Source organism: Micromonospora sp. NPDC005299, assembly GCF_042872345.1.
Classification (GTDB): domain Bacteria; phylum Actinomycetota; class Actinomycetes; order Mycobacteriales; family Micromonosporaceae; genus Micromonospora.
Genome location: NZ_JBIAKG010000001.1, coordinates 101,571 through 126,538, shown reverse-complemented (window position 1 = coordinate 126,538; position 24,968 = coordinate 101,571). Strand labels below are relative to the sequence as shown.

The 24,968-nt window shown below is 73.5% G+C and carries 22 protein-coding genes and 1 pseudogene; 9 read left to right on the top strand and 14 right to left on the bottom strand.

Annotation, left to right across the window (positions count from 1 at the left end):
- Positions 1-21 precede the first annotated feature (21 nt).
- From ACFYPD_RS00655 to ACFYPD_RS00645, 3 genes are all read left to right on the top strand, one after another.
- Complete coding sequence (locus ACFYPD_RS00655; protein ID WP_387107245.1) at positions 22-1,056, top strand: lactonase family protein; 1,035 nt, start codon at positions 22-24, stop codon at positions 1,054-1,056.
- Positions 1,057-1,233: 177 nt separating this feature from the next.
- Complete coding sequence (locus ACFYPD_RS00650; protein ID WP_387107243.1) at positions 1,234-2,988, top strand: VWA domain-containing protein; 1,755 nt, start codon at positions 1,234-1,236, stop codon at positions 2,986-2,988.
- Positions 2,989-3,201: 213 nt separating this feature from the next.
- Positions 3,202-4,686, top strand: a complete 1,485-nt coding sequence (locus ACFYPD_RS00645; RefSeq protein ID WP_387107242.1) for a sugar transferase — start codon at positions 3,202-3,204, stop codon at positions 4,684-4,686.
- Between the two features lie 18 nt (positions 4,687-4,704).
- Here the strand turns inward: ACFYPD_RS00645 and ACFYPD_RS00640 are convergent, their stop codons facing one another.
- On the bottom strand, positions 4,705-5,835 hold the full coding sequence (locus ACFYPD_RS00640) for a PP2C family protein-serine/threonine phosphatase (protein WP_387107240.1): 1,131 nt from the start codon (positions 5,833-5,835) through the stop codon (positions 4,705-4,707).
- A 95-nt stretch (positions 5,836-5,930) separates the two neighbouring features.
- Between ACFYPD_RS00640 and ACFYPD_RS00635 the strand changes: the two genes are divergently transcribed.
- A complete protein-coding gene (locus ACFYPD_RS00635; RefSeq protein WP_387107237.1) occupies positions 5,931-6,455 on the top strand; it encodes a MarR family winged helix-turn-helix transcriptional regulator in 525 nt (174 codons plus the stop codon).
- Here the strand turns inward: ACFYPD_RS00635 and ACFYPD_RS00630 are convergent.
- Complete coding sequence (locus ACFYPD_RS00630; protein ID WP_387107235.1) at positions 6,420-8,069, bottom strand: SpoIIE family protein phosphatase; 1,650 nt, start codon at positions 8,067-8,069, stop codon at positions 6,420-6,422. The two genes, ACFYPD_RS00635 and ACFYPD_RS00630, sit on opposite strands and share 36 nt — an antisense overlap.
- Positions 8,070-8,200: 131 nt before the next feature.
- Positions 8,201-9,460: an ROK family protein gene (locus ACFYPD_RS00625; protein WP_387107232.1), complete on the bottom strand. Its 1,260-nt coding sequence runs from the start codon at positions 9,458-9,460 to the stop codon at positions 8,201-8,203.
- 52 nt (positions 9,461-9,512) lie between these two features.
- On the opposite strand from ACFYPD_RS00625, the gene xylA reads away from it, so the two are divergent.
- The 3 genes from xylA (at position 9,513) to ACFYPD_RS00610 (ending at position 13,703) form a co-directional block, all read left to right on the top strand.
- Positions 9,513-10,700: a xylose isomerase gene (xylA, locus tag ACFYPD_RS00620; protein WP_387107229.1), complete on the top strand. Its 1,188-nt coding sequence runs from the start codon at positions 9,513-9,515 to the stop codon at positions 10,698-10,700.
- A gap of 12 nt (positions 10,701-10,712) precedes the next feature.
- A complete protein-coding gene (gene xylB, locus ACFYPD_RS00615; RefSeq protein WP_387107226.1) occupies positions 10,713-12,191 on the top strand; it encodes a xylulokinase in 1,479 nt (492 codons plus the stop codon).
- A 96-nt stretch (positions 12,192-12,287) separates the two neighbouring features.
- Entirely contained in the window at positions 12,288-13,703 is a 1,416-nt protein-coding gene (locus ACFYPD_RS00610; protein WP_387107225.1) for an MFS transporter, read from the top strand.
- Between the two features lie 54 nt (positions 13,704-13,757).
- On the opposite strand, the gene ACFYPD_RS00605 is transcribed toward ACFYPD_RS00610, so the two are convergent.
- The 5 genes from ACFYPD_RS00605 to ACFYPD_RS00585 all read right to left on the bottom strand — a co-directional run bounded on the left by ACFYPD_RS00605 (position 13,758) and on the right by ACFYPD_RS00585 (position 19,991).
- Positions 13,758-15,401, bottom strand: coding sequence for a glycoside hydrolase family 13 protein (locus ACFYPD_RS00605; RefSeq protein WP_387109083.1), 1,644 nt, complete (start codon positions 15,399-15,401; stop codon positions 13,758-13,760).
- Positions 15,402-15,437: 36 nt separating this feature from the next.
- Entirely contained in the window at positions 15,438-16,508 is a 1,071-nt protein-coding gene (locus ACFYPD_RS00600; RefSeq protein ID WP_387107222.1) for a LacI family DNA-binding transcriptional regulator, read from the bottom strand.
- Positions 16,509-16,571: 63 nt separating this feature from the next.
- Positions 16,572-17,531, bottom strand: a complete 960-nt coding sequence (locus ACFYPD_RS00595; protein WP_387107219.1) for a carbohydrate ABC transporter permease — start codon at positions 17,529-17,531, stop codon at positions 16,572-16,574.
- 1 nt (position 17,532) lies between these two features.
- Positions 17,533-18,579: a carbohydrate ABC transporter permease gene (locus tag ACFYPD_RS00590; protein WP_387107217.1), complete on the bottom strand. Its 1,047-nt coding sequence runs from the start codon at positions 18,577-18,579 to the stop codon at positions 17,533-17,535.
- Positions 18,580-18,650: 71 nt separating this feature from the next.
- Positions 18,651-19,991: an ABC transporter substrate-binding protein gene (locus tag ACFYPD_RS00585; RefSeq protein WP_387107214.1), complete on the bottom strand. Its 1,341-nt coding sequence runs from the start codon at positions 19,989-19,991 to the stop codon at positions 18,651-18,653.
- A gap of 262 nt (positions 19,992-20,253) precedes the next feature.
- Here ACFYPD_RS00585 and ACFYPD_RS00580 point away from each other — a divergent pair, with 262 nt between their 5' ends.
- Positions 20,254-21,027 carry a peptidoglycan DD-metalloendopeptidase family protein gene (locus tag ACFYPD_RS00580; protein WP_387107211.1) on the top strand — a complete coding sequence of 258 codons (774 nt, stop codon included), beginning with the start codon at positions 20,254-20,256 and terminating at the stop codon, positions 21,025-21,027.
- 36 nt (positions 21,028-21,063) lie between these two features.
- On the opposite strand, the gene ACFYPD_RS00575 is transcribed toward ACFYPD_RS00580, so the two are convergent.
- From ACFYPD_RS00575 to ACFYPD_RS00555, 5 genes and pseudogenes are all read right to left on the bottom strand, one after another.
- Positions 21,064-21,189, bottom strand: a complete 126-nt coding sequence (locus ACFYPD_RS00575) for a hypothetical protein (protein WP_387107209.1) — start codon at positions 21,187-21,189, stop codon at positions 21,064-21,066.
- Positions 21,190-21,329: 140 nt separating this feature from the next.
- Positions 21,330-21,476: a GPGG-motif small membrane protein gene (locus tag ACFYPD_RS00570; protein ID WP_189197857.1), complete on the bottom strand. Its 147-nt coding sequence runs from the start codon at positions 21,474-21,476 to the stop codon at positions 21,330-21,332.
- Positions 21,467-22,244, bottom strand: a pseudogene (locus ACFYPD_RS00565) (metallophosphoesterase). Before ACFYPD_RS00565 ends, ACFYPD_RS00570 begins: the two are co-directional and overlap by 10 nt.
- 10 nt (positions 22,245-22,254) lie before the next feature.
- Complete coding sequence (locus tag ACFYPD_RS00560; protein ID WP_387109080.1) at positions 22,255-22,464, bottom strand: hypothetical protein; 210 nt, start codon at positions 22,462-22,464, stop codon at positions 22,255-22,257.
- A 56-nt stretch (positions 22,465-22,520) separates the two neighbouring features.
- Positions 22,521-23,102: a nucleotidyltransferase gene (locus ACFYPD_RS00555; RefSeq protein ID WP_387107207.1), complete on the bottom strand. Its 582-nt coding sequence runs from the start codon at positions 23,100-23,102 to the stop codon at positions 22,521-22,523.
- 104 nt (positions 23,103-23,206) lie between these two features.
- On the opposite strand from ACFYPD_RS00555, the gene ACFYPD_RS00550 reads away from it, so the two are divergent.
- Positions 23,207-23,986, top strand: coding sequence for a dTMP kinase (locus ACFYPD_RS00550; protein ID WP_387107205.1), 780 nt, complete (start codon positions 23,207-23,209; stop codon positions 23,984-23,986).
- Here the strand turns inward: ACFYPD_RS00550 and ACFYPD_RS00545 are convergent.
- Positions 23,971-24,714 (bottom strand): SDR family NAD(P)-dependent oxidoreductase, encoded by a 744-nt coding sequence (locus ACFYPD_RS00545; RefSeq protein ID WP_387107203.1) that lies wholly within the window; start codon positions 24,712-24,714, stop codon positions 23,971-23,973. The two genes, ACFYPD_RS00550 and ACFYPD_RS00545, sit on opposite strands and share 16 nt — an antisense overlap.
- Between the last annotated feature and the right edge of the window lie 254 nt (positions 24,715-24,968).

The following is a 24,968-nucleotide window of genomic DNA, read 5'->3' as shown; positions in this document are numbered from 1 at the left end:
AGACGGCGAAGGGTGGGAGCGGTGACCGGGCAGGACGCGATCGTCCACATCGGGGGCTACACGGCGGAGGCGGGCGGGCGGGCCGAGGGCATCGTCGCCGCCCGGCGCGATCCGGCGACGGGCGCGCTGACCCCGCTCGGCACGGTGGCGGTCACCCCGTCGCCGTCGTTCCTCGTCCGGCACCCGGCGCTGCCGTTGCTCTACGCGGTCAACGAGCTGGCCGAGGGGCAGGTCAGCGCCTTCGGGGTCGGCCCGGGCGGCGACCTCGACCCGCTCGGCGTACGCCCGACCGGCGGCGCGGAGCCCTGTCATCTGGCGGTGGCACCGGACGGGCGGCACCTGTTCGTGGCGAACTACGGCGGCGGGAGCGTGGCGGTGTTCCCCCTCGACGCCGACGGGACGCCGGGGGAGCGCAGCGACCTGATCCGGCACGAGGGGCACGGCGCCGACCCGGAGCGGCAGGAGCGGGCGCACTGCCACATGGTCTCGCCCGACCCGGCCGGCGGTCCGCTGCTCGCCGTCGACCTGGGCACCGACTCGGTCTACCGGTACGACCTCGACGTCTCCTCCGGGCGGCTGGTGCCCCGCGCTCCCCGGCTGCGGACGCCGGCCGGCACCGGGCCCCGGCACCTGGCCCGGCACCCGGACGGCCGGCGCTGCTGGCTGGTCGGCGAGCTGGATGGGACGGTCACCGCGTACGACCTGACCCCGGACGGGCTGCACCAGCGGGTCCGGGTGGACGCCAGTGGCCGGGCCGGGCACGTGCAGCCCTCCGAGGTCGCCGTCGGGCCGGACGGCCGCTTTCTCTACGTGGGCAACCGGGGGGTGGGCACGGTCGCGGTGTTCGCGCTGGACGGGGAGGCGCCCGAGCTGGTGGCCGAGGTGGACACCGGGGGCGAATGGCCGCGGCACTTCGTTCTGACCGGCGCGTACCTCTACGTGGCCGACGAGCGGGCCGGCATGATCAGGATCTTCCGGGTGGACCCGGACACCGGCGTGCCGGAGCCGGTGGGGGAGCCGGTGCCGGTGGCGAGCCCCACCTGTGTCCGTCCGTGACCGGGTGGTGACCGGAAGACCCTCCGCAGTGGACCTTGATCACCTGGGATGACTGATCGCTCACTCAACGTAATCATTTGGCGGTCAACTGTTTCTCCTGCGTAACTTTCGTCCGAACGGTTGTGGCACTAACCCCACGAGATACGCAAGATGGTCACCGTGTCTGGCCGCCATCGCATGCGTTCGAACCTCCGTGGGGCAGGTGCCGTTGCCGCGGCGACCGCGCTCGTCGTCGTCGTAGCCGGCTCCTGGTTCGGTTATCAGCAGTTGGCGGGCCCGAACTGCTCGGGGCGGATCGAGCTGTCCGTCGCGGTGGCCCCGGAGATCGCCCCCGCCGTGCGCGGAGCGGCCGACCAGTGGGTGTCCGACGGCGCCGCGGTCGGCGAGACCTGCATCGCCGTGAACGTCTCCGCCGCCGAGCCGGTCGACGTGGCCGCCGCGGTGGCGAGCAAGCACGGCGCCACCCTCGCCGGGGTCGGGCAGGCCAGCGGCACCGCGGTCACACCGGACGTCTGGGTGCCGGACTCCTCCACCTGGCTGCTGCGGCTCAAGAGCGGCGGTGCGACCGCCTTCGCGCCGGCCAACGGCGCCTCGATCGCGCGCAGCCCGGTGGTGGTCGCGCTGCCGGAGCCGGTGGCCTCCCGGATCGGCTGGCCGGACAAGAAGCTCCACTGGACCGACCTGCTGGGCCAGGTCACCAGCAGCAAGCCGCTGCGCGCCGGGATCGTCGAGCCGACCCAGGACGCCGCCGGGCTGTCCGGGCTGCTCTCGCTGACCGCCGCCGCCAGCGCCACCGGCGCCGCCGGCTCCCCGCAGGCGCAGGAGGCGATGGTCGGGGCGCTGCGGGCGCTGGCCACCAACCGCTCCTCGCTGCGGCAGGACCTCCTCGCCCGGTTCCCGCGCTCGTCCGACCCGACGGCCATCGCCAACGGGCTCGGCGCGGCGGCGCTGTCCGAGGAGGACGTGATCGCGTACAACAACACCAAGCCGCCGATCCCGCTGGCCGCGCTCTACCTGGACCCGCCTCCGCTGGCGCTGGACTACCCGTTCGCGGTGCTTCCCGGCATCGAGCCGACCAAGGCGTCGGCGGCCCGGGTGCTCTTCGAGGTGCTGCGCACCTCGGGCTTCAAGAACCGGCTGGCCGGGCAGGCCCTGCGGGCGCCGGACGGCAACTGGGGCGACGGGTTCAAGGCGCCCCAGGGTGCGCCGAGCCCGGCCAACGGCGGCGCGACCCCCGTCCCGCCGTCCGGCCAGGGCGGCGCGGCCGACCTGGACCCGGTCGCCATCCAGAAGGCGACGACCACCTGGTCGGTGGCCACCCAGTCCGGCCGCATGCTCTGCGTCATCGACGTCTCCGGCTCGATGAAGAAGCCGGTGGCGACCGCCAACGGCGCCAGCCGGGAGCAGGTCACCGTCGCCGCCGCCAGCCAGGGTCTGGGGCTCTTCGACGACTCCTGGTCGATCGGCCTGTGGACCTTCTCCACCAACCTGAGCGGAACGCAGGACTACCGCGAGCTGATCGGGATCAAGCCGCTGTCGAGCAACCGCGGCCCGATCCAGCAGCGCCTGGCCTCGGTCCGGCCCTCGGACGGCGACACCGGTCTCTACGACACGATGCTGGCGGCCTACAAGAAGGTCCAGCAGGACTGGGAGCCGGGCAAGGTCAACTCGATCGTGCTCTTCACCGACGGCAAGAACGACGATGACAACGGCATCTCCCAGAAGGCCCTGCTGGACCAGCTCAAGCAGTTGCGGGACGAGGAGCAGCCGGTCCAGGTGATCATCATCGGTATCGGCACCGAGGTCAGCCGCGCCGAGCTCAAGTCGATCACCGACGTGACCGGCGGCGGCTCCTTCGTCACCACCGACCCGAGCAAGATCGGCGAGATCTTCCTGCAGGCGATCGCGCTGCGGCCGCCGGCGCCGCGCTGATCCGCCAGTCAGCGAACGCGTTCCGCCGTACCGGCCGATCCGGTACGGCGGAACGCTTCCCGGCTCAAACGGCCGGGAGAAAACTGACGGCAATGCGTCCGAAGCAATCGGTAACCATAATTGTCGAGGCAAGATGACCGGGTGCTCCGAACCGCGGGATCCCCACCGGGACCGCGCGGCGCGGGGTCGTCCTGAGCGAAGTGGGGAGGGCCGGTGACCTCGGCGACGCTGTTGACCCCCGCCAGCACGTCGTCGCGACCCGGTGGCGACCGCCCCGGACCGACCACGCGTGCCGCGGAGCGGGCCTACATCCGGGTCCTGGCGGTGCTGGACACCGCCGTGCTGACCGTGGCCATCCTGATCGGGTACGTGGCCCGGTTCGGCGACGAGGAACCGAGCGGCTCCGAGATCCCCTACGTGGTGGTCGCGCCCGCCCTCCTGCTGGTCTGGTTGGTGTCGCTCAAGGCGATGCGCTGCTACGACGACCAGGTGCTCGGCTACGGCGCCGACGAGTACCGCCGGGTCAGCGCGGCGAGCCTGCGGCTGGCCGGCGGCATCGCCATCGCCGGCTACATCGCCGACGTCGGGGTCTCCCGGGGCTTCCTCGCCATCTCCTTCGCGGTCGGCACGATCGGCCTGGAAGTGGCCCGGTTCGCCGCCCGCAAGCGGCTGCACCGCGCCCGCGACCGGGGCGCCGGCTGGTCCCGCAAGGTGCTGGTGGTCGGCGACACCGCGCACGTGCTGGAGCTGGTGCACACCCTGCGCCGCGAGCCGTACGCCGGCTACCAGGTGGTCGGCGCCTGCATCCCGGACGCGCTGCTCGCCCCGGTGCCGCAGCGGCTGGGCGACGTGCCGGTGGTGGGCTCGTTCCGGGGCATCCCCGAGGCGGCCACCGCGATCGGCGCGGACACCGTGGCGGTCACCGCCTCGGGCGAGCTGACCGCGGCCCGGCTGCGCCGGCTGGGCTGGCAGCTGGAGGGCACCGGGGTCGACCTGGTGGTGGCCCCGGCGCTGACCGACGTCGCCGGCCCGCGCATCCACACCCGGCCGGTCGCCGGCCTGCCGCTGATCCACGTCGAGGCGCCCGAGTTCCGGGGCGCCCGCAAGCTGGTCAAGGGGCTGGTCGACCGCTCGATCTCGCTGATCGCCCTGCTCCTGCTGGCGCCCCTGCTGGCGGTGATCGCGCTCGCCATCAAGCTGAACAGCCGCGGCCCGGTGCTGTTCCGCCAGACCCGGGTCGGTCAGGGCGGCAAGGAGTTCGGTGTCTTCAAGTTCCGCACCATGGTGGTCAACGCCGACGCCCTGCTCGCCGAACTGGCCGCGCGCAACGAGACCGACGGTCTCATGTTCAAGATGCGCGACGACCCCCGGGTGACCCGCGTCGGCAAGCTGCTGCGCAAGTGGTCCCTGGACGAGTTGCCCCAGCTGGCCAACGTGCTGCTCGGCCACATGAGCCTGGTCGGTCCGCGCCCGCCGCTGCCCTCCGAGGTGGCCCGGTACGACGGCGACGTGGCCCGCCGCCTGCTGGTCAAGCCCGGCATGACCGGCCTCTGGCAGGTCAGCGGCCGGTCCGACCTGAGCTGGGAGGACGGCATCCGGCTCGACCTCTACTACGTGGAGAACTGGTCGCTCGCCGCCGACCTGACCATCCTCTGGAAGACCTTCGGCGCGGTGGTCAACAGCCGCGGCGCGTACTGAGCCGGGGCCGGGGCCGGGTCAGGGCTGCGGGCCGAGCCAGTCCAGGCAGACCACCACCGCGTCGTCGATCAGGTCGCCGGCCACGAAGGCGCGCAGGTCGCCGATCAGCGACCGGACCGCGTCGAGCGGCTCCATCGGTCCGGTGCGCCGCAGGAAACGGTCCAGCGCGGTCTCGCCGTAGCGGATCCGCTCGGCCGTGGCGTCGATCACCCCGTCGCTGACCACGAAGAGCCGGTCACCGCGGTGCAGCTCGAAGCACTGCTCCCGGTAGTCGGTGCCCTCGAACATGCCGAGTGGGAACTGCTTGTCCAGGACCTGCTCGGTCACCTCGCCGTCGCGCAGCAGCACCAGGCGGGGCGAGCCGGCGTCGACCACGGTCAACCTCCCGGTGGCCAGGTCCAGCTCCAGCAGGAGCGCGGAGAGGTGCTGCTCGCCCCGGTGCAGCGCGTAGATCGCCTGGTCGGCCAGGGCGGCCTGGTCGGCCAACCCGAGCTGGGCGCGGCGGGCGTTGCGCAGCGCGTGGGTGGCCAACGAGGTGAGCATCGAGGCGGCCACCCCCTCGCCCGAGCCGTTGATCACCGACAGCCAGAGCCGCTGGCCGTCGTCGGACCAGTCGAAGCCGTCGCCGCGCACCGCGTACGCCGGCTCCAGCTGCCCGGCCAGGCTGAAGGAGGGGCGGATCCGGCTGCGGCCCGGCAGCAGCTCCCACTGCATCTCGGCGGCCAGGGTGAGCCGGCGGCTGCGCCGGGCGGTCAGGTAGATGTCGGTGGTGGCCGCCACGGCCGCCAGCTCGTGCCCGAGCGCGGTGGCGACGGCGTCCAGCTCGGCCAGGGCGGCCGGGTCGCCCGGCACCGGCGAGATCTGGAGCACGCCGCGCCGCTCGCCGCGCATCCCGACCGGGAACCAGCCGGTGCCCTCCGACACGGTCGGCTCCTGGTGGTCGAAGCAGCGCCAGGCCGGGTGGCCGGGGGTGACGATCGACTCACCCCCGCCCAGCGGCAGCAGCGCGGCCAACCGGTAGTCGACCTGGTACAGCTCGGTGCGGGTGATCCCGTACGACCGTTCGAGCTCGGTGGCGAGCCGGTCGACGAGCTTGTCCGTCGGCGCCTCGGTGAGGCTCCGGCGTGCCCGATCCTCCGGTCCGCTCATCTTTGCTCCTTTGCACAGGTCGTCGGCCTGGTGAGCCGGGTAGTCTCGGGCCCACCATGGCCGAAGAACACGGTCCCCAGGGACCTGATGTGAGTATGGCCGCCGCACTGGACGAGGCGGCGGGCACCCTGCTGGCTGTCTGGGAGGCGGCCCGGGAGCGGACCACGAGCCGGCTCTCCGGCGCCCAGCTGCGCGCGGTCATGGTCGTCGAGCAGTACGACGGGATCAACCTCCGTCGGCTCGCCACGCTGACCGACATGCTGCTCTCCTCCGCCAGCCGGCTCTGCGACCGGCTGGTGGCGGCCGGCATGCTGGAGCGGGAGCCGGGCCGGTACGACCGGCGCGAGATCGCCCTGCACCTCACTCCGGCGGCCACCCAACTCCTCGCCGAGCTGCGTGCCGACCGGCGCCACCGGCTGGACCGGATCCTGGTCGGCATGAGCCCGGAGGGGCGGGCGGCGCTGGTGCGCGGGATGCGCGAGTTCGACGAGGTCGCCCGGCGCGGGGAGGCCGCCGCCGCGGAGGGTTGGCCGGTGCTCCAGCCCTCGGGGGAGCGGATCGGTGACCCGCAGGCCGAGCCGGAGTCACCCGGCGAGCCGCCGGTGGCCCGCACCGCCTGACCCGGCCGGGCCGGCCCGTCCCGCCGCGACGACCAGCATGGCGATGTCGTCGTGCATCTGGCCGTCGAGCCACTCGTCGACGAGCTGGAGCAGCCGGTCGATCAGCGCGGCGGGTGGCAGTCCGGCCCCGGAGGCGAGCGCCCGCCGCAGCCGGGCGTCGCCGAACATCTCCGGCTGGCCGGGGCCGCCCCGGGCCTCGGTCACCCCGTCGGTGTACGCCACCAGCAGGTCGCCCGCGGCCAGGCGTACCTCCGCCTCGACGAAGCGGGCCTCGGTCAGCGCGCCGACCGGCATGCCGCCCACCGGAACCGGCTCGATCCGGCCGTCGGTGCGGACCACCAGCGGGGCGGGGTGCCCGCCGCCCGCCACCCGGGCCAGCAGCCCCCCGTCCGGCTCGCGGGTCAGGGCGCCCAGCAGGAGGGTGGTGAACTGGGCCCGGCGGGCCGCGCCGGGCGCGTCCAGCAGCGCGCGGTTGAGCAGTTCCATCAGCTCTCGCGGGCCCTGCTCGACCAGCCGCAGGGTCTGCAGCGACTGGCGTACCCGTCCGGTCAGCACGGCCGCGCCGACGCCCTTGCCGCAGACGTCGCCGAGGGCGAAGAGGCCGCCGTCCGAGGTGGGGAAGAGGTCGTAGAAGTCGCCCCCGATCCGCAGGCTGTCCCCGGCGGCCCGGTAGCCGCCGGCCAGCGTCATCCCGGGCAGCGCCGGCAGGTCCGGGGGGAGAAGGCTGTTCTGGAGCACCCGGGCCAGGTGGGCCTGTTCGCCGTAGAGTTCGGCGGCGGCCAGCGCGGCGCCCGTCCGGGCGGCGAACTCCCGGGCCAGCTCGACCTCCCGCGGGTCGAAGCCGCTCCGGTCGGGGCGGCGGGCCAGGATGAGCGCGCCGGCCGGGCCGCCGGCGCTGCGCATCGGGCTGATCAGCACGGCGCCGGGCTGGCCGGAGCCCGCAGGCAGCACCTCGGCCAGGTCGGCGTCGAGCCACGGGCTGGGCTCGGTGGCGTCGCCGTCGAGCGCCTCGATCAGCCCGGGCACCGACTCGACCGTCCGCCAGCCGGCGACGCCGGTGACCGGGGCGGGGTCGTCGGCGGCGTACCGGACCCAGTGCGGCTGGTCCTCGACCGGCGGGGACGGGCGGTGCACGACCACGGCGGCGTCGGCCAGGTAGGGCACCGGCAGGGTGACGGCGGCGCGCAGCGTCTCGTCGCGGTGCAGGGCGAGCCCGAGCCGGCTGCCCGCCCGGGCCAGGAACGCGGTGCGGGACCGCTCGGCCAGCAGCGCTTCGGCCCGCGCCTGCTCCTCGGTGACGTCCCGCACGTACCAGGCGCTGGTGTCGCCGGCCAGGCCGCGCCGGACGCCGCGCAGCCGCCGGCCGTGGTGCTCGGTGTCGAAGGTCCCGCCGCCGCCGCGCACCGCGCCGGCCAGCGCGGGCACCGGGCAGTCGGCCAGGTCGACGCCGGGGGAGAGTTCGGGGAGGAGTTCCGCGGCCATCGCGTTGACCAGGGTCACGACGTCGGCGCGGTCGGTGGTCACGACGGCCTCGGCGAGGCCGTCCAGCAACTCGCGGGCGAGCCGGGAGTCGTCCGGCAGTGCGGCCCCGGCCGACCGTCGAGCGGTCGTCACCGCCGGTGGCGGGGCGCTTCGGTCTGTCGAACCGTGCGCATGCTGTCGGTGCACTCCTCGGTCGCGGATCCCTTGCCTGGCGGCAAGCGTACCGAGCGGGGGTGCCGGAAGCCCATCGAGGAGAGTGGCGGTCACCCGGAACGGGCCAGCCAGCCGACCGGCCGGTCGACCACCCGGCGGACCACCGAGGCGGCCCCGCCGACCGCCGCGGACCGCGCCCCGAGCACGGCCGGGCGCACCGTCACCGGGGACCAGGCGGCGGTGAGCACCCGCCGGGAGATCTCCGCGACCACCGGCGGGCGCAGCCAGGGGGCGAGCGGGGCGTATCCGCCGCCGAGCACCACGGTGTCCAGGTCCAGCAGGTTCACCACGCCCGCCACGGCCACCCCGAGGGCGGTCCCGGCGTCCGCCAGCGCGGTCAGGGTGGCAGGGTCGCCCGCGCCGGCCAGGTCGGCCAGCCGGGTGGCGGCGGTGTCCGCCGGCAGGTCCGCGCCGGACAGGCCGGCGGCGGCCAGGATGGCCTCCTGGCCCGCGTACCGCTCCAGGCAGCCCCGGCCGCCGCAGCGGCACGGCCGCCCCTGCGGCTGCACGGGGATGTGACCGATCTCGCCGCTCCAGCCGCGCGCGCCCCGGTAGAGCACCCCGTCCAGCACGATTCCGGCGCCGATGCCGATCTCGCCGGTGATGTGCAGGAAGGTGGCCGAGCCGGGTGGGCCGGCGTGCAGTTCGCCGAGGGCGGCCAGGTTGGCCTCGTTGTCGACCACCAGCGGGGGGATGCCGTCGACCGGCTCGGCGAGCGGGTGCCCGGCGAGCAGGGCGGGCACGTCGACGTCGCGCCAGCCGAGGTTGGGCGCGAGCCGGACCAGGCCGCCACTGTCGACCAGGCCGGGCACGGCGAGCGTCGCGCCGGCCAGGGTCAGCCCGTCGCGTACGGCGGCGGCGCGGGCCTCGGCGGCCAGTGCGGCGAGCCGGTCGAGGGCGTCGGCGGGGGTGACCGGGCGCAGGTCGGCGCGGCGCACCAGATGGTGCCGGACCGCCCCGGTCAGGTCGACCACGCAGGCGGCCAGGTAGTCGACGTTCACCTCCAGGCCGAGCCCGGCCGGGCCGTCGGCGGCCAGCACCAGCCCGCGGGCGGGCCGCCCGGCCCCGGTGCGCGGCGCGGGTTCCGCCTCGGCGACCAGCCGACCGGCGATCAGGTCGTCGACCACGGCGGAGACGGTGGCCCGGGTCAGCCCGGTCCCGGCGGCGATCCCGGCCCGGGACGGCGGTCGGTCGGCGGTGGCGATCCGCCGGAGCACGACCGCGAGGTTGAGCTCGCGGAGGCTGCCCTGGCGAACCGCGCCGGCGATGCTGGCGCTGGTCACCGCTTGACACTGCCACATCGCCGCCATTTAATTCAACCACTGAACAAATTGCGGCCGACACCACCACCCGGAGGTCCCCATGGCGCCCCGTCCCACCCCCGCGGACAAGTTCTCCTTCGGTCTCTGGACGGTGGGCTGGCAGGCCCGCGACCCGTTCGGTGACGCCACCCGACCCGAGCTGGACGCCGTCGTGGCCGTCCACCGGCTGGCCGAGCTGGGCGCGTACGGGATCACCTTCCACGACGACGACCTGGTGCCCTTCGGCGCGGACGCCACCACCCGCGACGCCCACCTGGCCCGGTTCCGCAAGGCCCTCGACGAGACCGGCCTGGTGGTGCCCATGGTCACCACCAACCTCTTCACCCACCCGGTGTTCAAGGACGGCGGCTTCACCAGCAACGACCGCTCGGTACGCCGCTACGCCCTGCGCAAGGTGCTGCGCAACGTCGACCTCGCCGCGGAGCTGGGCGCCCGCACCTTCGTCATGTGGGGCGGCCGGGAGGGCGCCGAGTACGACCTGGCCAAGGACATCCGCGCCGCGCTGGACCGCTACCGCGAGGCGGTCGACCTGCTCTGCCAGTACGTCGTCGACCAGGGCTACGACCTGCGCTTCGCCATCGAGCCCAAGCCGAACGAGCCGCGCGGCGACATCCTGCTGCCCACCGTCGGCCACGCCCTGGCGTTCATCTCCACCCTGGCCCGCCCGGAGCTGGTCGGCCTCAACCCCGAGGTCGGCCACGAGCAGATGGCCGGGCTGAACTTCGCGCACGGCATCGCCCAGGCGCTCTGGCAGGGCAAGCTGTTCCACATCGACCTCAACGGCCAGCGCGGCATCAAGTACGACCAGGACCTGGTCTTCGGCCACGGCGACCTGCTCAACGCGTTCGCCCTGGTCGACCTGCTGGAGCACGGCGGCCCGAACGGCGGCCCCGCATACGACGGGCCCCGCCACTTCGACTACAAGCCGTCCCGCACCGAGGACTTCACCGGGGTGTGGGCCTCCGCGGCGGCGAACATGCGCACGTACCTGCTGCTCAAGGAGCGGGCCGCGGCGTTCCGGGCCGACCCGGAGGTGGCCGAGGCGCTGGCCGCCAGCAAGGTGACCGAGCTGGCCGCCCCCACGCTGAACCCGGGCGAGGGCTACGCCGACCTGCTCGCCGACCGCGCCGCGTTCGAGGAGTTCGACCCGGACGCGGCCGGGGCGCAGGGCTACGGCTTCGTCCGGCTCAACCAGCTCGCCGTCGAGCACCTGCTCGGCGCGCGCTGAGGCGGGCCCGCCATGCCGCTCGTCGCCGGGATCGACTCGTCGACCCAGTCCTGCAAGGTGGTGGTCCGGGACGCGGAGACCGGCGCGCTGGTCCGGCAGGGCCGCGCGCCGCACCCGGACGGCACCGAGGTCGACCCGCACGCCTGGTGGGACGCCCTGCGGGCGGCCGTCGCCGAGGCCGGCGGGCTGGCCGACGTGGCCGCCGTCGCGGTCGGCGGCCAGCAGCACGGCATGGTGTGCCTGGACGAGGCGGGGCAGGTGGTCCGCCCGGCGCTGCTCTGGAACGACACCCGCTCTGCCGACGCCGCCCGTGAGCTGATCGAGGAGGCCGGCGGCGGGGAGGCCGGCCGCCGGTTCTGGGCCGACGCGACCGGCGCCGTGCCGGTGGCCAGCTTCACCGCCACGAAGCTGCGCTGGCTGGCCCGGCACGAGCCGGCCAACGCCGACCGGGTGGCCGCCGTGTGCCTTCCGCACGACTGGCTCACCTGGCGGCTGGCCGGCGCCCCCGGGCTGGCCGCGCTGCGCACCGACCGCGGCGACGCCAGCGGCACCGGCTACTGGTCGCCGCGCACCGGGGAATACCGCCTCGACCTGCTCGAACGGGCCTTCGGGCGGCGGCTGCGGGTGCCGGTCGTGCTCGGCCCGGCCGAGGTGGCCGGCCACCTCGACCCGGCGGCGCTCGGCGCCGGCGCGACCGCCGACGGCCCGGTCCTGCTCGGTCCGGGCACCGGCGACAACGCCGCCGCCGCGCTGGGCGCCGGCGCCGGCCCGGGCGACGTGGTCGTCTCGATCGGCACCTCGGGCACCGTCTTCGCGGTCGCCGACACGCCCGCCGCCGACCCGAGCGGGGCGGTGGCCGGCTTCGCCGACGCGACCGGCCGGTTCCTGCCGCTGGTCTGCACGCTCAACGCCGCCCGGGTGCTCGACGCCGCCGCGACGCTGCTCGGCGTCGACCTGGCCACCCTGAGCGAGCTGGCCCTGGCCGCCCCGCCCGGTGCCGGCGGGCTGGTCATGGTGCCGTACCTGGAGGGGGAACGGACCCCGGACCGGCCCAGCGCCACCGGCGCGCTGCACGGCCTCACCCTGGGCACCTCGACCCCGGCCCACCTGGCCCGGGCCGCCGTCGAGGGCATGCTCTGCGCGCTCGCCGACGGCCTCGACGCGCTGACCGCGCAGGGCGCCCGCGCCGACCGGATCATCCTGGTCGGCGGCGGGGCGCGCTCCGCCGCCGTGCGCCGGATCGCCCCGCAGGTCTTCGGGCGCCCCGTGGTCGTGCCCCCGCCCGGCGAGTACGTCGCCGACGGGGCGGCCCGCCAGGCCGCCTGGGTCGCCCTGGGTGGCGCGGCGCCGCCCACCTGGTCCGTCGGCGACACCGAGGAGTACGCGGCGGACGACGGCTCCACCTCGCGGCGCGGCGCGTCGGGCGTCCCCGCCATCCGCGAGCGCTACGCCGAGGCCCGGGACCGCGTCCTCGACCAGGTGTCGGGGTGAACCGGAGGCCGGTCGACGCGGCGGTCGGGATCCGCCGGTGCCGCTGACCGGCGGGTCGTGTTCCCGCCGTGATCTACGCCTGGTTTGCTGCCCGGCATGAGCAGCGGCACGAGGGTCTCCCGGCGGGGGAACGCGACGCACCGGTACTACAGCGTCGTGGTGTTCGTGGTGCTCGCCTCGCTGGACAACGTGGCCATCGGCCTGGTCCCGCCGCTGTACGGGTCGATCTCCGGCGCGCTGGGGGTGTCGCAGCGGCTGCTCGGGCTGGTCACCGCGGTCAGCTTCCTGGTCAGCGCGGTCGCCGCGGTGGCCTGGGCGTACGTCGGCGACCGGACCGACCGCAAGCCGCTGCTCATGGTCGGCACGCTGATCTGGGCGGCCGGCACCGGGGGCAGCGCCCTCGCCCAGCACTACCCGACGTTCCTGGCCGCACAGCTCGTCGCCGCGGTCGGGCTGGGCGCGGTCGGCTCGGTCGGCTTCTCCGTGGTCACCGACCTGATCTCGCCCCGCCGCCGGGGCCTGGTGATGAGCTTCTGGGGCCTGTCCCAGGGCGTCGGCACGCTCGCCGGCACGCTGACCGGCGGCCTGCTCGGCGCCACCGACTGGCGGCGGCCGTTCCTGGTGCTCACCGTGGTGGGCCTGCTCGCCACCGTGGCGTACCTGTTCACGTACGACATCCGGCGCGGGCAGAGCGAGCCGGAACTGGCCGCGGCGCTCGACGCCGGCGGCGAGTACGACTACCGGATCAGCCGCAACGACCTGCCCCGGATCCTGGCCCGGCGGACCAACCGCTGGCTGGTCCTCCAGGGGCTGACCGCGCAGGCCGCCTTCGGCTCGCTGGTCTGGCTGCCGGTGCTGTTCAGCCAGCGGGCCGAGGCGCAGGGTTACTCGGCGGCCACCGCCGTGGTGGTGGGCAGCGTCTTCGCCACCCTGTTCCAGATCGGCGGGGTGCTCTCCATCGTGGGCGGCCTGGCCGGCGACGCGCTGCAACGGCGTACGCCGAGCGGCCGGGCGCTGGTCGCGGCGGTGGGCATCCTCGCGGCCGTGCCGTTCTACCTGGTCCTGTTCTTCGTGCCGATCCGGATCGACGTGCCGGACGGCGGCAGCTCCGGCGCGGTGATCGCGGCGGTGCTGTCCAGCGTGCTCACCGAGCCCACGGTCGGACTGAGCCTGCTCACCGCCGTGCTGGCCCTCGCGCTCACCTCGGCGAACTCGCCCAACTGGTTCGCGCTGATCGCCGACGTCAACCCGCCCGAGCACCGGGGCACGGTCTACAGCCTCGGCAACCTGGTCAACGGGGTCGGCCGGGCGGCCGGCAACGGGCTGGTCGGGGTGGCCTTCCAGGCGCTGCGGGCGGCCTTCCCGCCGCCGCTGAACTACGCCGTCGGGCTGGCCGCGTTCCAGCTCTTCTTCATCCCGACCGGCGTCATGTACTGGCGGGCCGCCCGCACCTCGCCCCGGGACATCGCCCAGGTCCACGACCTCCTGCACACCCGCGCCGACCGCCTGTGAGGAAGGGCCCCCTCTTGACGCTGGGCGTCAAGAGGGGCCCCCTCCGTGCACCTGTCAGGCGCGGTACCAGACGGTCACGTCGGTGGGGACGGCGTCGCCCGCCAGCGGAGCGCTCGACGCCAGCACCTCGGCGCCGGCCGGCAGCGGCACCGGCTCCGCGCCGAAGTTGGTCAGCACGGTGAGCCCGCCGTTGGTGAAGGTCAGCACCTCGTCGCCGGAGGAGAGCCAGCGCAGCGGCCCCCGGGCCAGGGCGAGCTCACGGCGCAGCCGCAGGGCCGTCCGGTACAGCTCGTAGGTCGAGCCGTCGACCCCGCGCTGCCGGTCGAGCGCGTACTCGGCCCAGCTCGACGGCTGGGGGAGCCAGCTCGCGTCGGTCGGCCCGAAGCCGTACGACGGGGCGTCGGCCTCCCACGGGATCGGCACCCGGCAGCCGTCCCGGCCGCGCTGGGTGTGCAGGCTGCGCTCCCAGGTCGGGTCCTGCCGGGCCTCGTCGGGCAGCGTGGTGTGCTCCGGCAGCCCCAGCTCCTCGCCCTGGTAGAGGTAGGCCGAGCCGGGCAGGGCGAGCATCAGCAGGCTGGCCGCCCGGGCCCGGCGCAGGCCGAGCGCGGCGTCCGGCTGCGGGTCGCCGATGCCGATGCCGTTCGGGCGGCCGCCACCGATGGCCAGCCCGAGCCGGGAGGCGTGCCGGACCACGTCGTGGTTGGACAGCACCCACGTGGTCGGGGCCCCGACGGAGTCGGTGGCCTCCAGCGAGCGGGTGATCACCGCGTACTGGGCGGGGGCGGTCCAGGCGGCCAGCAGGTACTCGAAGTTGAACGCCTGGTGCATCTCGTCCGGCCGCACGTAGCGGGCCAGCCGCTCGGCCGGCTCCACCCACGCCTCGGCGACCAGGATCCGCTCCCCGTCGTAGGAGTCGAGCAGCCGCCGCCACTCCCGGTAGATGTCGTGCACGCCGTCCTGGTCCCACATCGGCGGGCGCGGCTTGTCCACCTCCTGGCCGGAGAGGATCTCCTGCGGCTCCTGCCAGTCGGCCAGGTCGGCCTGCTTGATCAGCCCGTGCGCCACGTCCACCCGGAACCCGTCGACGCCCCGGTCCAGCCAGAACCGGAGGATGTCCAGGAACTCGGCGCGCACCTCCGGGTTGCCCCAGTTGAGGTCGGGCTGGCCGGAGTCGAACAGGTGCAGGTACCACTGGCCGTCCGGCACCCGGGTCCAGGCCGGCCCGCCGAAGACGCTCTCCCAGTCGTTCGGCGGCTCGGCGCCCTGCGGGCCCTTGCCGTCCCGGAAGATGTAACGCTGCCGCTCCGGGCTGCCCGGCGCGGCCGTGACGGCGGCCTGGAACCAGCGGTGCTGCGACGAGGTGTGGTTCGGCACCAGGTCGACGATCACCCGCAGGCCGCGCGCCTTCGCCTCGGCGATCATCTTGTCGGCGTCCGCCAGCGTGCCGAAGAGCGGGTCGACGTCGCGGTAGTCGGCCACGTCGTAGCCGGCGTCGGCCTGCGGGGACGGGTAGAACGGCGACAGCCAGATCGCGTCGACCCCCAGCTCGCTGAGGTGACCGAGGCGGGCCGTGATGCCGGGGAGGTCGCCGATCCCGTCGCCGTTCGAGTCGGCGAACGAGCGCGGGTAGATCTGGTAGATGACGGCCTCGGTCCACCAGCCGGTGGCCGGGGTCTCCTGCGTCGCGTCGGTGTTCAGCGCCTTCTCCCTGTCGTGCGTACGGGACGAATCCGTTCAGTTTGCCCGGGGCTGCGCGGTCGATTCGCGCACCACCAGGCGAGTGGGCAGGATCACCGAGGCCGGCGACCCGTCGTCGGCGCCGGCGCCGCGCGGCGCCGACACCAGCCCGGGGTACGGGTGGGCGGCGCGCCCACCCAGCGGGTCGAGGAGCATCCGCGCGGCGAGGAGCCCCTGCTCCGCCGCCGGTTGGGCGATCGTGCTCAGGCCGAGTGCGCCGGCCAGGTCGTGGTCGTCGATGCCGATCACGCTGACGTCCTGCGGCACCCGCAGGCCCGCGTCGCGCAGCGCGGTCATAGCGCCCATCGCCATCTCGTCGCAGGCGGCGAAGATCGCGGTGGGCGGCTCCCCCCGGGCCAGCAGCTCGGCGGTCGCCCGGGTGCCGCCGTCGACGGTGAACTGCGACTCGACGTCGAGACTTGGGTCGGGCCGGAGCCCGGCGGCGCGCAGCGCCTCCTCGTAGCCGCGTCGCCGGTCCAGGTGGGTGGTGAAGGCCAGCTCGTCGTCCGGGTCGCCGGAGATGTGCGCGATCCGGGTGTGGCCGAGGTCGAGCAGGTGCCGGGTGGCGGTCCGCGCCGCGGCCACGTCGTCGATCCGGACGCAGGGCCAGCCGGGCACCCCGCTGCCGGAGCTGATGGTCACGCCCGGCAGGGCCAGCTTGGTCAGCGCGGTCAGGTCGGCCGGGCGCAGCGGGGTGGCGACCAGGATGATCGCGTCGACCCGCTTGTGCAGGCTGGCCGGGTGCAGCACCCGCTGCCGGACCTGCTCCCGCCCGCCGAGGTTGTAGAGCAGCAGGTCGTAGCCGTTCCGGTGGAGGTAGTCCTCGACCGCCTCGACCACCGTGCCGAAGAACCAGCGGGTGATCCGGGGGACCACCACGGCCACCGTGCCGGTCTTCCCGCCGGCCAGCCGGGAGGCGCTCGGCGAGACGGCGTACTGGAGTTGCTCGGCGGCGGCGAGGACCCGGCGCCGCGTCGCGGCCGAGACCGTCGGCAGGCCGCGCAGCGCCCGGGAGACGGTGGCCGTGGAGACCCCGGCCAGACGGGCGACATCGTCAATCTTCGTCATTGGTTCCCCGCTCCCGACCCGCGCCCGCCGCCGCCGGGGGACCGGCGGCGGCGGAGCAGCGGATCAGCCCTTGACGCTGCCGGCGAGCAGGCCCCGCACGAAGAAGCGCTGGAGGGACAGGAACACGATCAGCGGTACGACGATCGATACGAACGCGCCGGCCGTCAGCCGTTGCCACTCGTTGCCCCGGGTGCCGGCCAGCTCGGCGAGCCGGACGGTGAGCGGGGCGGTCTCGTCGCCGCCGCCCGCGAAGATCAGTGCGACCAGCAGGTCGTTCCAGACCCAGAGGAACTGGAAGATGCCGATCGCGGCCAGCGCGGGGGTGATCAGCGGCAGCACGATGGTCCGGAAGATCTTCGGGTGGGTGGCGCCGTCGACCCGGGCCGACTCCATCAGCTCGCCCGGCAGCTGCGAGATGAAGTTGTGCAGCAGGTAGACGGCGAACGGAAGCGCGAAGCAGGTGTGCGCGAACCACACCTGCGCGAACTTCTGCTCGTCGACCAGGTCCCAGGCGGGAAGCACCTGGATCCCGGCGATGGTCACGCCGGTGGAGAAGAACTTCAGCAGCGGCACGAGCGCCATCTGCAGCGGCACGATCTGCATCGCGAAGATGGCGATGTAGACCCAGTCCCGCCCCTTGAAGTTGATCCACGCGAGCGCGTACGCGGCCAGTGAGGCGAAGGCGATCGGGAAGAGCACCGACGGGATGGTGATCGCCAGCGAGTTGATGAAGTAGCTGGCCAGCTGCCCGGAGGAGCCGGTGCTGAACAACACCTCCCGGTAGTTCTCCAGGGTGAACTGCGGGTCGCTGAAGAACGTCCACCAGCCGGTGGTCTTGATCTGGTTCTCGGGCCGGAACGAGGAGATGAACAGGCCGAAGGTCGGGACCGTCCAGAGCAGCGCGAGCACGATCGAGACCAGTGTCGCGGTGCGGCTGTTCAGCCGCTTGCGGACCCGGGCGGCCCGGCCGGGCGTCGCGGTGGCCTGGACGCCGGCTCCGACGGTGGGGGTGGCGGTGGTCATGTCAGCCCTCCCGCTGCTGGCGCAGGTTACGGATCTGGTAGATCACGATCGGGATGACCAGGACGAAGAGGAAGACCGCGAGCGCGGAGCCCTGTCCGGGCTGGCCGTAGCGGAACGCCTGGTTGTACATCTCGTTCGCGATGACGCTGGTGTCGTAGTTGCCGTTGGTGGCGGTCCGGACGATGTCGAAGACCTTGAGCGTGGCGATCGAGAGCGTCACCACCACGACGATCACCGCCGGCCGGATGCTCGGCATGGTGATCCGCCAGAACATCTGCCACGGGGAGACGCCATCGAGGCGGGCCGCCTCGACGATGTCGGCCGGGATGGCCTTGATCGCCGCGGAGAGCACCACCATGGCGAAGCCCGCCTGGATCCAGACCATGATCACGATGAGCAGGAAGGTGTTCAGCGGCGACTCCAGCAGCCACTGCTTCGGCTCGCCGCCCAGGCTCACGACGATCTGGTTGAGCAGGCCGATCTGGTCGCCATCGCCCCGGTAGGCGTAGACGAACTTCCAGATGATGGCGGCGCCGACGAACGAGATCGCCATCGGCAGGAAGATCAGGGACTTGGCCACCGACTCGAACCGGGCCTTGTCCACGAGGACGGCGTAGATCAGGCCGAACGCGGTGGCCACCAGCGGAACCAGCAGCACCCAGGTCAGGCTGTTGATCAGCACGCGGATGATGGAGTCCTCGGAGAACATCCAGGTGTAGTTGGCCAGGCCCACCCAGTTGCTGCTGTCCTTGTCCATGAACGAGAGGAGGGTGGTCCGGATCGCCGGCACCACCAGCCCGACGGCGAGGAACAGCAGTGTCGGCAACAGGAAGAAGAGCGCGATCGCGCCTTCCCGCGGCTTGCGCCGGCGCGGCAGGGGCGTGCCGCTCGCCACGGCCGCGACCAGCCTCGCCTCCCGGCGGCGGTCGAACCAGGCCGGCACCACGTCGAGGAGCAGGAGCAGACCGCCCACCACCGCGACGAAAGCGATCAGCCCGTACATCAGCATGAGGAACTTCGGCTGTTCCGCCGCGAAGTCGAACTCCATCGACCCTCCCTCAAGGGTTCGGTTGCGGGCGGTGGCCCGGCCCGCGACGCGGACCGGGCCACCGCCTCAGATCACTTCCAGCTGCTCTCGATGCCGTTCAGCACCGTGGTGGTGTCCTTGCCGTTGATCCAGTCGACCATGCCCTTCCAGAAGGTGCCCGCGCCGACCGCGGCCGGCATCAGGTCCGAGCCGTCGAACCGGAACTCGGTCTTCGGGTCCTGCAGGATCTGGACGGAGAGCTTGTCCACCGGGTTCGGGACGTTGTTGATGTCGAGCTTCTTGTTCGCCGACAGCCAGTCGCCGATCTTGGCGCGGCTGTTGACGTACTCGCCGGAGGCCAGGTAGGTCTGCACCGCCTGGACCTCGGGACGGTCGGCGAACGCCGAGACGAACTCGCCGGCACCCAGCACCGGCTTGCCCTTGGCCGGGTCGACGGCCGGGAAGTAGAACGCGAAGACGTCACCGTCCTCGGCCACCTTGGTGCCCTGCGGCCACTGGTTGGCGTAGAAGGACGCCTGGCGGTGCATGGCGCACTTGCCGGTGGTGATGGGCGTGCCGGCCTCCTGGAAGGAGGTGGTGGCGATGCTCTTCACGCCGCCGAAGCCGCCGTTGACGTACTTCTCGTTCTTGAGGATGCTGCCCGCCTTGTCGACCGCGTCAGCGACCTTCGGGTCGTTGAACGGGATGCCGTGGGTGGTCCACTGGTCGTAGACCTCCACCCCCTGCGTGCGCAGCAGCACGTCCTCGATCCAGTCGGTGGCCGGCCAGCCGGTGGCGTCACCGGACTCGATACCCGCGCACCACGGCTTGGTGCCGCTCGCCGCGATCTTGTCGCTGAGCGCGATCAGGTCGTCCCAGGTGGTCGGGACGGACCAGCCCTTCTCCTTGAAGGTCTTCGGCGAGTACCACACGTAGGACTTCACGTTGGAGCCGAGCGGCACGCCGTAGAGCTTGCCGTCCACGGTGCTGTACTTCAGCCAGTCGGGGGAGAAGTTCTGCTCGGCCAGCGCCTTGGTGTCGGCGCCGACCGTCTTGATCTTGCCCGAGTCGACGAACCGCTTGAGCAGGCCCGGCTGCGGGATGAAGGCCAGGTCGGGAGCGTTGCCACCGTCGACCCGGACGCCGAGCTGCGCCTCGAACTCGGCGCTGCCCTCGTGGTCGATGTCGATGCCGGTGCAGTCCTCGAACTGCTTCCAGGACTGGTCCAGGCGGTCGGCCTCGATGTCCCGGATCGACGAGTAGATGGTGACCTTCTTGCCGTCGTGGCCCTGGTACTTCTCGTATGCGGCGCACTCGGGTGAGCTTGCCTTGCTGCTCTTCTTGTCGTTGCCGGTGCCGCAGGCGGTGACGCCGAGCGCCAGCCCCAGAACGCCGGCGATCGCGAGAGCCTGGCGTGATCTGGCAAACGCCATGCCGATCTCCTTCCTTGCCGGCGCGTGGAGGAAATCGAACTCGCGCCGGTCCGATGGTCGTCCACACATGTAAGCGCTTGCATCGCGTCCGGTCCACCCCCTGCCGGACACGGCCCGGTAACAATCCCGAAACCCGCTCACCGGCCGTGGGCGCGCTCCCACGCTGCGCTGACCGGTCCCGGGTGGGACCCCTTCCCATCGATGGAACTTTCTGCCACCCTGTCCCAATCGGATCGAAAACTTTCAACATAGGAGGCAGTGGATGCGCAAACGCTGGTTCAGCCTCGCGGCGGTGACCGCCGTCCTCGTGGCGCTGATCCCCGCGGCGCCGGCGATGGCCGCGCCGACGTTCAAGGTTCCGTTCCCCTGCAACCAGGCATGGTCCGGCCAGACGCGGTCCGACCACAGCCCGGCCTACGCCGTGGACTTCAACCGCACCGACGACCTGGGCGACCCGGTGGTGGCCAGCGCGCCCGGCACCGTGGACCGGGTGACCGACCTCGGCGGGACCAGCTACGGCAAGTACGTGCGGATCGACCACGGCAACGGATACACCACCTACTACGCCCACCTGAGCAGCTTCAACGTCTCGGTCGGGCAGACCGTCGGCTACGGCCGGGTCATCGGCTACGTGGGCAGCACCGGCGGCTCCACGGGTCCGCACCTGCATTACGAGCAGCGGCTGAACGGCAGCGACATCCAGGTGCGGTTCAACGGGGCCCTCGCCCTCTACTGGGGCACGAAGACCTACACCAGCGACAACGGGTGCTCCGGCGCGAACACCGGGGCGGGCACGGTGAACACCGCGGGCGCGGCCCTGACGGTGCGCTCCGGCCCGGGCACCGGCTACAGCGCGGTCGGCTCGGTGGCCGACGGCGCCGGCGTCACCATCTACTGCCAGACCAGCGGCACCAGCGTCACCGGCACCTACGGGACGAGTTCGATCTGGGACCGGATCGGCTCCGGCCGGTTCATCTCCGACGCGTACGTCTACACCGGCTACGACGGCTACATCCCCGGCGTGCCGCGCTGCTGACCCGAGGTGGGCGCGGGGCCGACCGCCCCGCGCCCCTCACCCGTTGAGCCGCCAGATGGCGAGGTTGAGCGCGCCGGCGAAGGTCACCGCGGCGCCGAAGCCCAGCAGCGGCCACCACCTGCGGCCGCGCCCGACCCGCCCGATGGTTCCCGAGATCGTCATGTCACCGGATGCCCGCTGGCCCCGGGGACAGACCGGCCGGCAGCACGACGCCGGGGTCGCCGGATCCGGAGCCCCTGTCTGGGAGGACGGAGCTTCGGACCCGACGACCCCGGCGGGTCAGGGGTGGTGGGAGGTCGACGCTAATTGTTGAAGATGCTGACGCCGCCCGGCCCGACCAACAGGCCGACGATGATGAGGACGATGCCCCACAGGATCTGCCGGCGGAACAGAGCGAGGATGCCGGCGACCACCAGTACGACTGCGAGAATCCAGAGAATCAGCTCCATGTCGGCTGGATACCCGTCCGTCGGATCCGGGAAACCTGCTTCTCAGTCCAGGTGATCACCCAGGTGGAAGATGCTGTACGCCTGCTTGATGACCGGGTGCGCGACGTTGCGGACGCGTACGCCGCCCGGGGTGGTGCCCCGCTCGGTGCCGTGGTGGGCGTGCCCGTGCAGGGCCAGCGCGGTGGGGGCCGAGTCGATCGCCTGGCCGAGCTGGTAGCAGCCGAGGAACGGGTAGATCTCCAGGGGCTCGCCGGCGAGCGTGTCCGGCACGGGGGAGTAGTGGGTGAGCGCGACCAGCACGTCGCAGTCCAGCCCGCGCAGCGCCGCGCCGAGCGCGTCCGCGCTGTCCTTGGTGGTCCGGACGAACGCCTTCATCTCCGGTTCGCCGAAGTCGCTGGCGCACCGCCCGGCGAACCCGCCGCCGAACCCCTTCGCCCCGGCCACGCCCAGCCGCCCGCCGGCGCACTCCAGCACGATCCCGGTCCCCTCCAGGACGGTGATCCCGGCATCCTCCAGCACCTTCACCACCTGCGGCACCTCGTCGCACTGGTGGTCGTGGTTGCCGAGCACGGTGATGACCGGCACGCCGAGGTCACCGAACTCCTGCGCCACGCAGCGCGCCTCGGACTCGGTGCCGTGCCGGGTCAGGTCCCCGGCGAGCAGCAGCACGTCGGCGCAGTCGGGCAGCTCCTCCAGGGCCGGCCGGAACCGGCCGACCACGTCCTCGTCCAGGTGAACGTCGCCGACGGCGGCGATCCGGATCACCATCGCACCTCCCTCACGGCAGCTCCTCGACCTCGCTGGGCGCCTGCGCGCGGATCACGCCGATGTCGCTGGTGACCGGCACGTCCGGGAAGCGCTCGGCCACCCGGCGCAGGATCTCCTCCCGCCGGTGCGGGCTCTCCACCTCGCCGTAGAGCATCAGGCCGCGCTCGCGGCGCACCACGGTGATGCCCTGTTCGGCGACGTCCGGGTCCTCGGCCAACATGCTCTGGATCTCCGCCTCGACGTACTCGTCGGGCGGCGCGCCGCCGTGTTGTCCGGTCACGGGGTTTCCCTTCCTCCGGACGCGCCGCCGGGCAGCACGTCGAGCCGGTCGAGCAGCACCAGGAACGCCTCGGCGTACGGCGAGTGCTGCGTCTCCTTCCGTACCCGTTCCCAGTCGATCTGTTCCCGCAGTGAGCGGGCGAGCGGCAGGGCCCGGGCGAAGTCGCAGTAGTGCTGGGAGAAGCTGAGCAGCTTGTGCACCATGAGCTGGCTGGCCGAGAGCACCGGCATGTGGATGGCGTCGACCGGCCGCACGATGGTGTCGGCGAAGGTCTCCTCGGTCACCGGAGTCTCGATCGGCCGGTGGATGAGGTCGACCATCCGGCCTTCGTCGTAGACCTTGACCAGCCAGTCCTCGGGCGGGCGCTCGGCGGTGAAGCCGGCCTCGACCAGTGCCTCCAGGGCCTGGTCCACGTCCTGTTGCCGGATCAGGAAGTCCACGTCGTGGTCGCTGGAGTGGCCGCCGTGGGCGTACACGGCGAAGCTGCCGCCGAGCGCGAAGGGGATCTCGGACTGCTTGAGCACGGCGGCGACCTTCTTCAGCGTGTGCACCAGGGTCTCGTCCCCGCGCTCGGCCATTCTGGGTCTCCCGTCGTCGTGGGTGGCGGTGGGAATGAAGTTGCGTACCCGGCGAACGGGTCGGCCACACCTGTTGGGGACGCGGCCCGCCGTGCCGGGGACATATGCGGACAAACGCCGAAGGCGAGCACTGGTCGGATAGCCTCGGGAGGGTGGCCAGGTCACTGTGGGTGCGGCGCGGCGGGGCCCGACTGCGCGCCGTCGCCCTGATCGGCATCGACGGCTCGGGCAAGACCACCCAGGCCCACCGGCTCGCCGAGGCGCTCACCGCCGCAGGCCATCCCGCCACCTACCACCGCAACGCGGGCGGCCGCCGCTGGCTCGGCCGGCTGGCCCAGCGGGTCGGCCGGCCCGACGCGCAGCGGCTCGTCGGGCGCAACGGGCTGCTCGCCCTGGAGTCCCTGCTCCGTTGGCTGGCCATCGCCCTCGCCCTGCTGACGTGCCTCGTGACCGGCCGGACGGCGGTGATGGATCGCTGGTCCGCCTGCCAGTACGCCAGCATCCGGGCGCACGGCGGGCAGCGCTGGGAGCGGCTGGCCCGGGCCGGCTACCGGGTCTTCCCGCCGCCCCGGGTCACCTTCCTGCTCACCCTGGACCCGGCCGAGGCGTACCGGCGGATCGAGCGGCGCGGCACCGACCACGAGAGCATGCGGTGGCTCAGCGCCGCGGCCACCGCGTACCGGACGCTGCCGGAGTACGGCAACTTCGTGGTGGTGGACGGCAGTGGCACCCCGGAGGAGGTGTCGCGCCGGATCCGCGCACACCTGACCGAGTGGCTCCCGGGCGACCCGCCCCCGCCGGCCGGGCCGGGCCCGGGGGGCACCCGCCCGCCGTCCGGCGGGGCGGGGCGCGGCGAACCGGTGCCGGCTCAGGCCCGCCCGTAGACCGGGATGCTGGCCCCGCTGGTCGGCGCCGACTCGTCGGAGGCCAGGAAGCGGATCACCGCGGCGATCTCGGCGGGCGGGACCCAGCGACCGTGGTCGGCGTCCGGCTGGGCGGCCCGGTTGGCCGGGGTGTCGATCACGCTGGGCAGCACGGTGTTGCAGCGCACGCCGCGCTGCCGGTACTCCACGGCCACGGCGTTGGCGAAGGCCTGCACGGCCGCCTTGGCCGTGACGTAGCCGGCCGCGCCGGGAAAGGGGGCCACCGCGGCCCGCGCCGACACGCAGACCACCGCGCCGCCGCCGGCCGCCACGAGGTGCGGCAGCGCGGCCTGGGTGACCAGGTACGTGGGCCGCAGGTTGATCCGCAGCATCCGGTCGAACTCCTCGATCGGGGTCTCGTGCACCAGGCCGCCGCTGGCGTACCCGCCGATCAGGTTGACCACGGCGCGCAGCGGCGCGCTCGGCTCGGCGGTGGCGACGGCCACCGCCCGTGCGGCCCCGTCGGGGTCCAGCAGGTCCGCCGCGACGGCTTCAGGTCGCCCCGCGGCGTCGGACGCGCCCGGCTGAAGTTGCCGTCGGACAAGGGCCTCCGCGCCGGCCGCCGGGGCCGTCCCGAGACCCTCCCGTCCGGGTACGACCACCCGCCAGCCGGCCTCGAGGAAGGCGGCGGTGACCGCACCGCCCAGCCCGCCCGTGCCGCCGGTCACCAGCACCGTGCGCTCCGCCATGGGCACACGCTAGCCGCCCGGCCGGCCCGGCGGTGGCCGGGGCGCGATCCGGGCCGGTCGATGCCGGTCGCCCGCGGCCCCGGCCGACCGGTGACCTGGGCGAGGCCGTCCGGCCGACCCGGCCGGCGCGACGGCCGAGCCGCCCGTCGGCCGGCGCGCCGGAGTCGACCGGAGCGGAGGAGGCGGTCGGGCTGCGGGAATGGGACCCTTGGCGCCGGGAGCGGGCGCGGTAGGCGGTACTTTTCCCGATACGC

Coding starts and splice junctions, on each gene's coding strand:
- ACFYPD_RS00570 (WP_189197857.1), bottom strand. CDS start 21,476: ATGGAGCTGATTCTCTGGATTCTCGCAGTCGTACTGGTGGTCGCCGGC.
- ACFYPD_RS00610 (WP_387107225.1), top strand. CDS start 12,288: ATGAGCAGCGGCACGAGGGTCTCCCGGCGGGGGAACGCGACGCACCGG.
- ACFYPD_RS00545 (WP_387107203.1), bottom strand. CDS start 24,714: ATGGCGGAGCGCACGGTGCTGGTGACCGGCGGCACGGGCGGGCTGGGC.
- ACFYPD_RS00590 (WP_387107217.1), bottom strand. CDS start 18,579: ATGGAGTTCGACTTCGCGGCGGAACAGCCGAAGTTCCTCATGCTGATG.
- ACFYPD_RS00625 (WP_387107232.1), bottom strand. CDS start 9,460: ATGGCGGCGATGTGGCAGTGTCAAGCGGTGACCAGCGCCAGCATCGCC.
- xylB (WP_387107226.1), top strand. CDS start 10,713: ATGCCGCTCGTCGCCGGGATCGACTCGTCGACCCAGTCCTGCAAGGTG.
- xylA (WP_387107229.1), top strand. CDS start 9,513: ATGGCGCCCCGTCCCACCCCCGCGGACAAGTTCTCCTTCGGTCTCTGG.
- ACFYPD_RS00550 (WP_387107205.1), top strand. CDS start 23,207: ATGCGGACAAACGCCGAAGGCGAGCACTGGTCGGATAGCCTCGGGAGG.
- ACFYPD_RS00585 (WP_387107214.1), bottom strand. CDS start 19,991: ATGGCGTTTGCCAGATCACGCCAGGCTCTCGCGATCGCCGGCGTTCTG.
- ACFYPD_RS00650 (WP_387107243.1), top strand. CDS start 1,234: ATGCGTTCGAACCTCCGTGGGGCAGGTGCCGTTGCCGCGGCGACCGCG.
- ACFYPD_RS00580 (WP_387107211.1), top strand. CDS start 20,254: ATGCGCAAACGCTGGTTCAGCCTCGCGGCGGTGACCGCCGTCCTCGTG.
- ACFYPD_RS00600 (WP_387107222.1), bottom strand. CDS start 16,508: ATGACGAAGATTGACGATGTCGCCCGTCTGGCCGGGGTCTCCACGGCC.
- ACFYPD_RS00560 (WP_387109080.1), bottom strand. CDS start 22,464: ATGTTGGCCGAGGACCCGGACGTCGCCGAACAGGGCATCACCGTGGTG.
- ACFYPD_RS00635 (WP_387107237.1), top strand. CDS start 5,931: ATGGCCGCCGCACTGGACGAGGCGGCGGGCACCCTGCTGGCTGTCTGG.
- ACFYPD_RS00555 (WP_387107207.1), bottom strand. CDS start 23,102: ATGGCCGAGCGCGGGGACGAGACCCTGGTGCACACGCTGAAGAAGGTC.
- ACFYPD_RS00575 (WP_387107209.1), bottom strand. CDS start 21,189: ATGACGATCTCGGGAACCATCGGGCGGGTCGGGCGCGGCCGCAGGTGG.
- ACFYPD_RS00640 (WP_387107240.1), bottom strand. CDS start 5,835: ATGAGCGGACCGGAGGATCGGGCACGCCGGAGCCTCACCGAGGCGCCG.
- ACFYPD_RS00595 (WP_387107219.1), bottom strand. CDS start 17,531: ATGACCACCGCCACCCCCACCGTCGGAGCCGGCGTCCAGGCCACCGCG.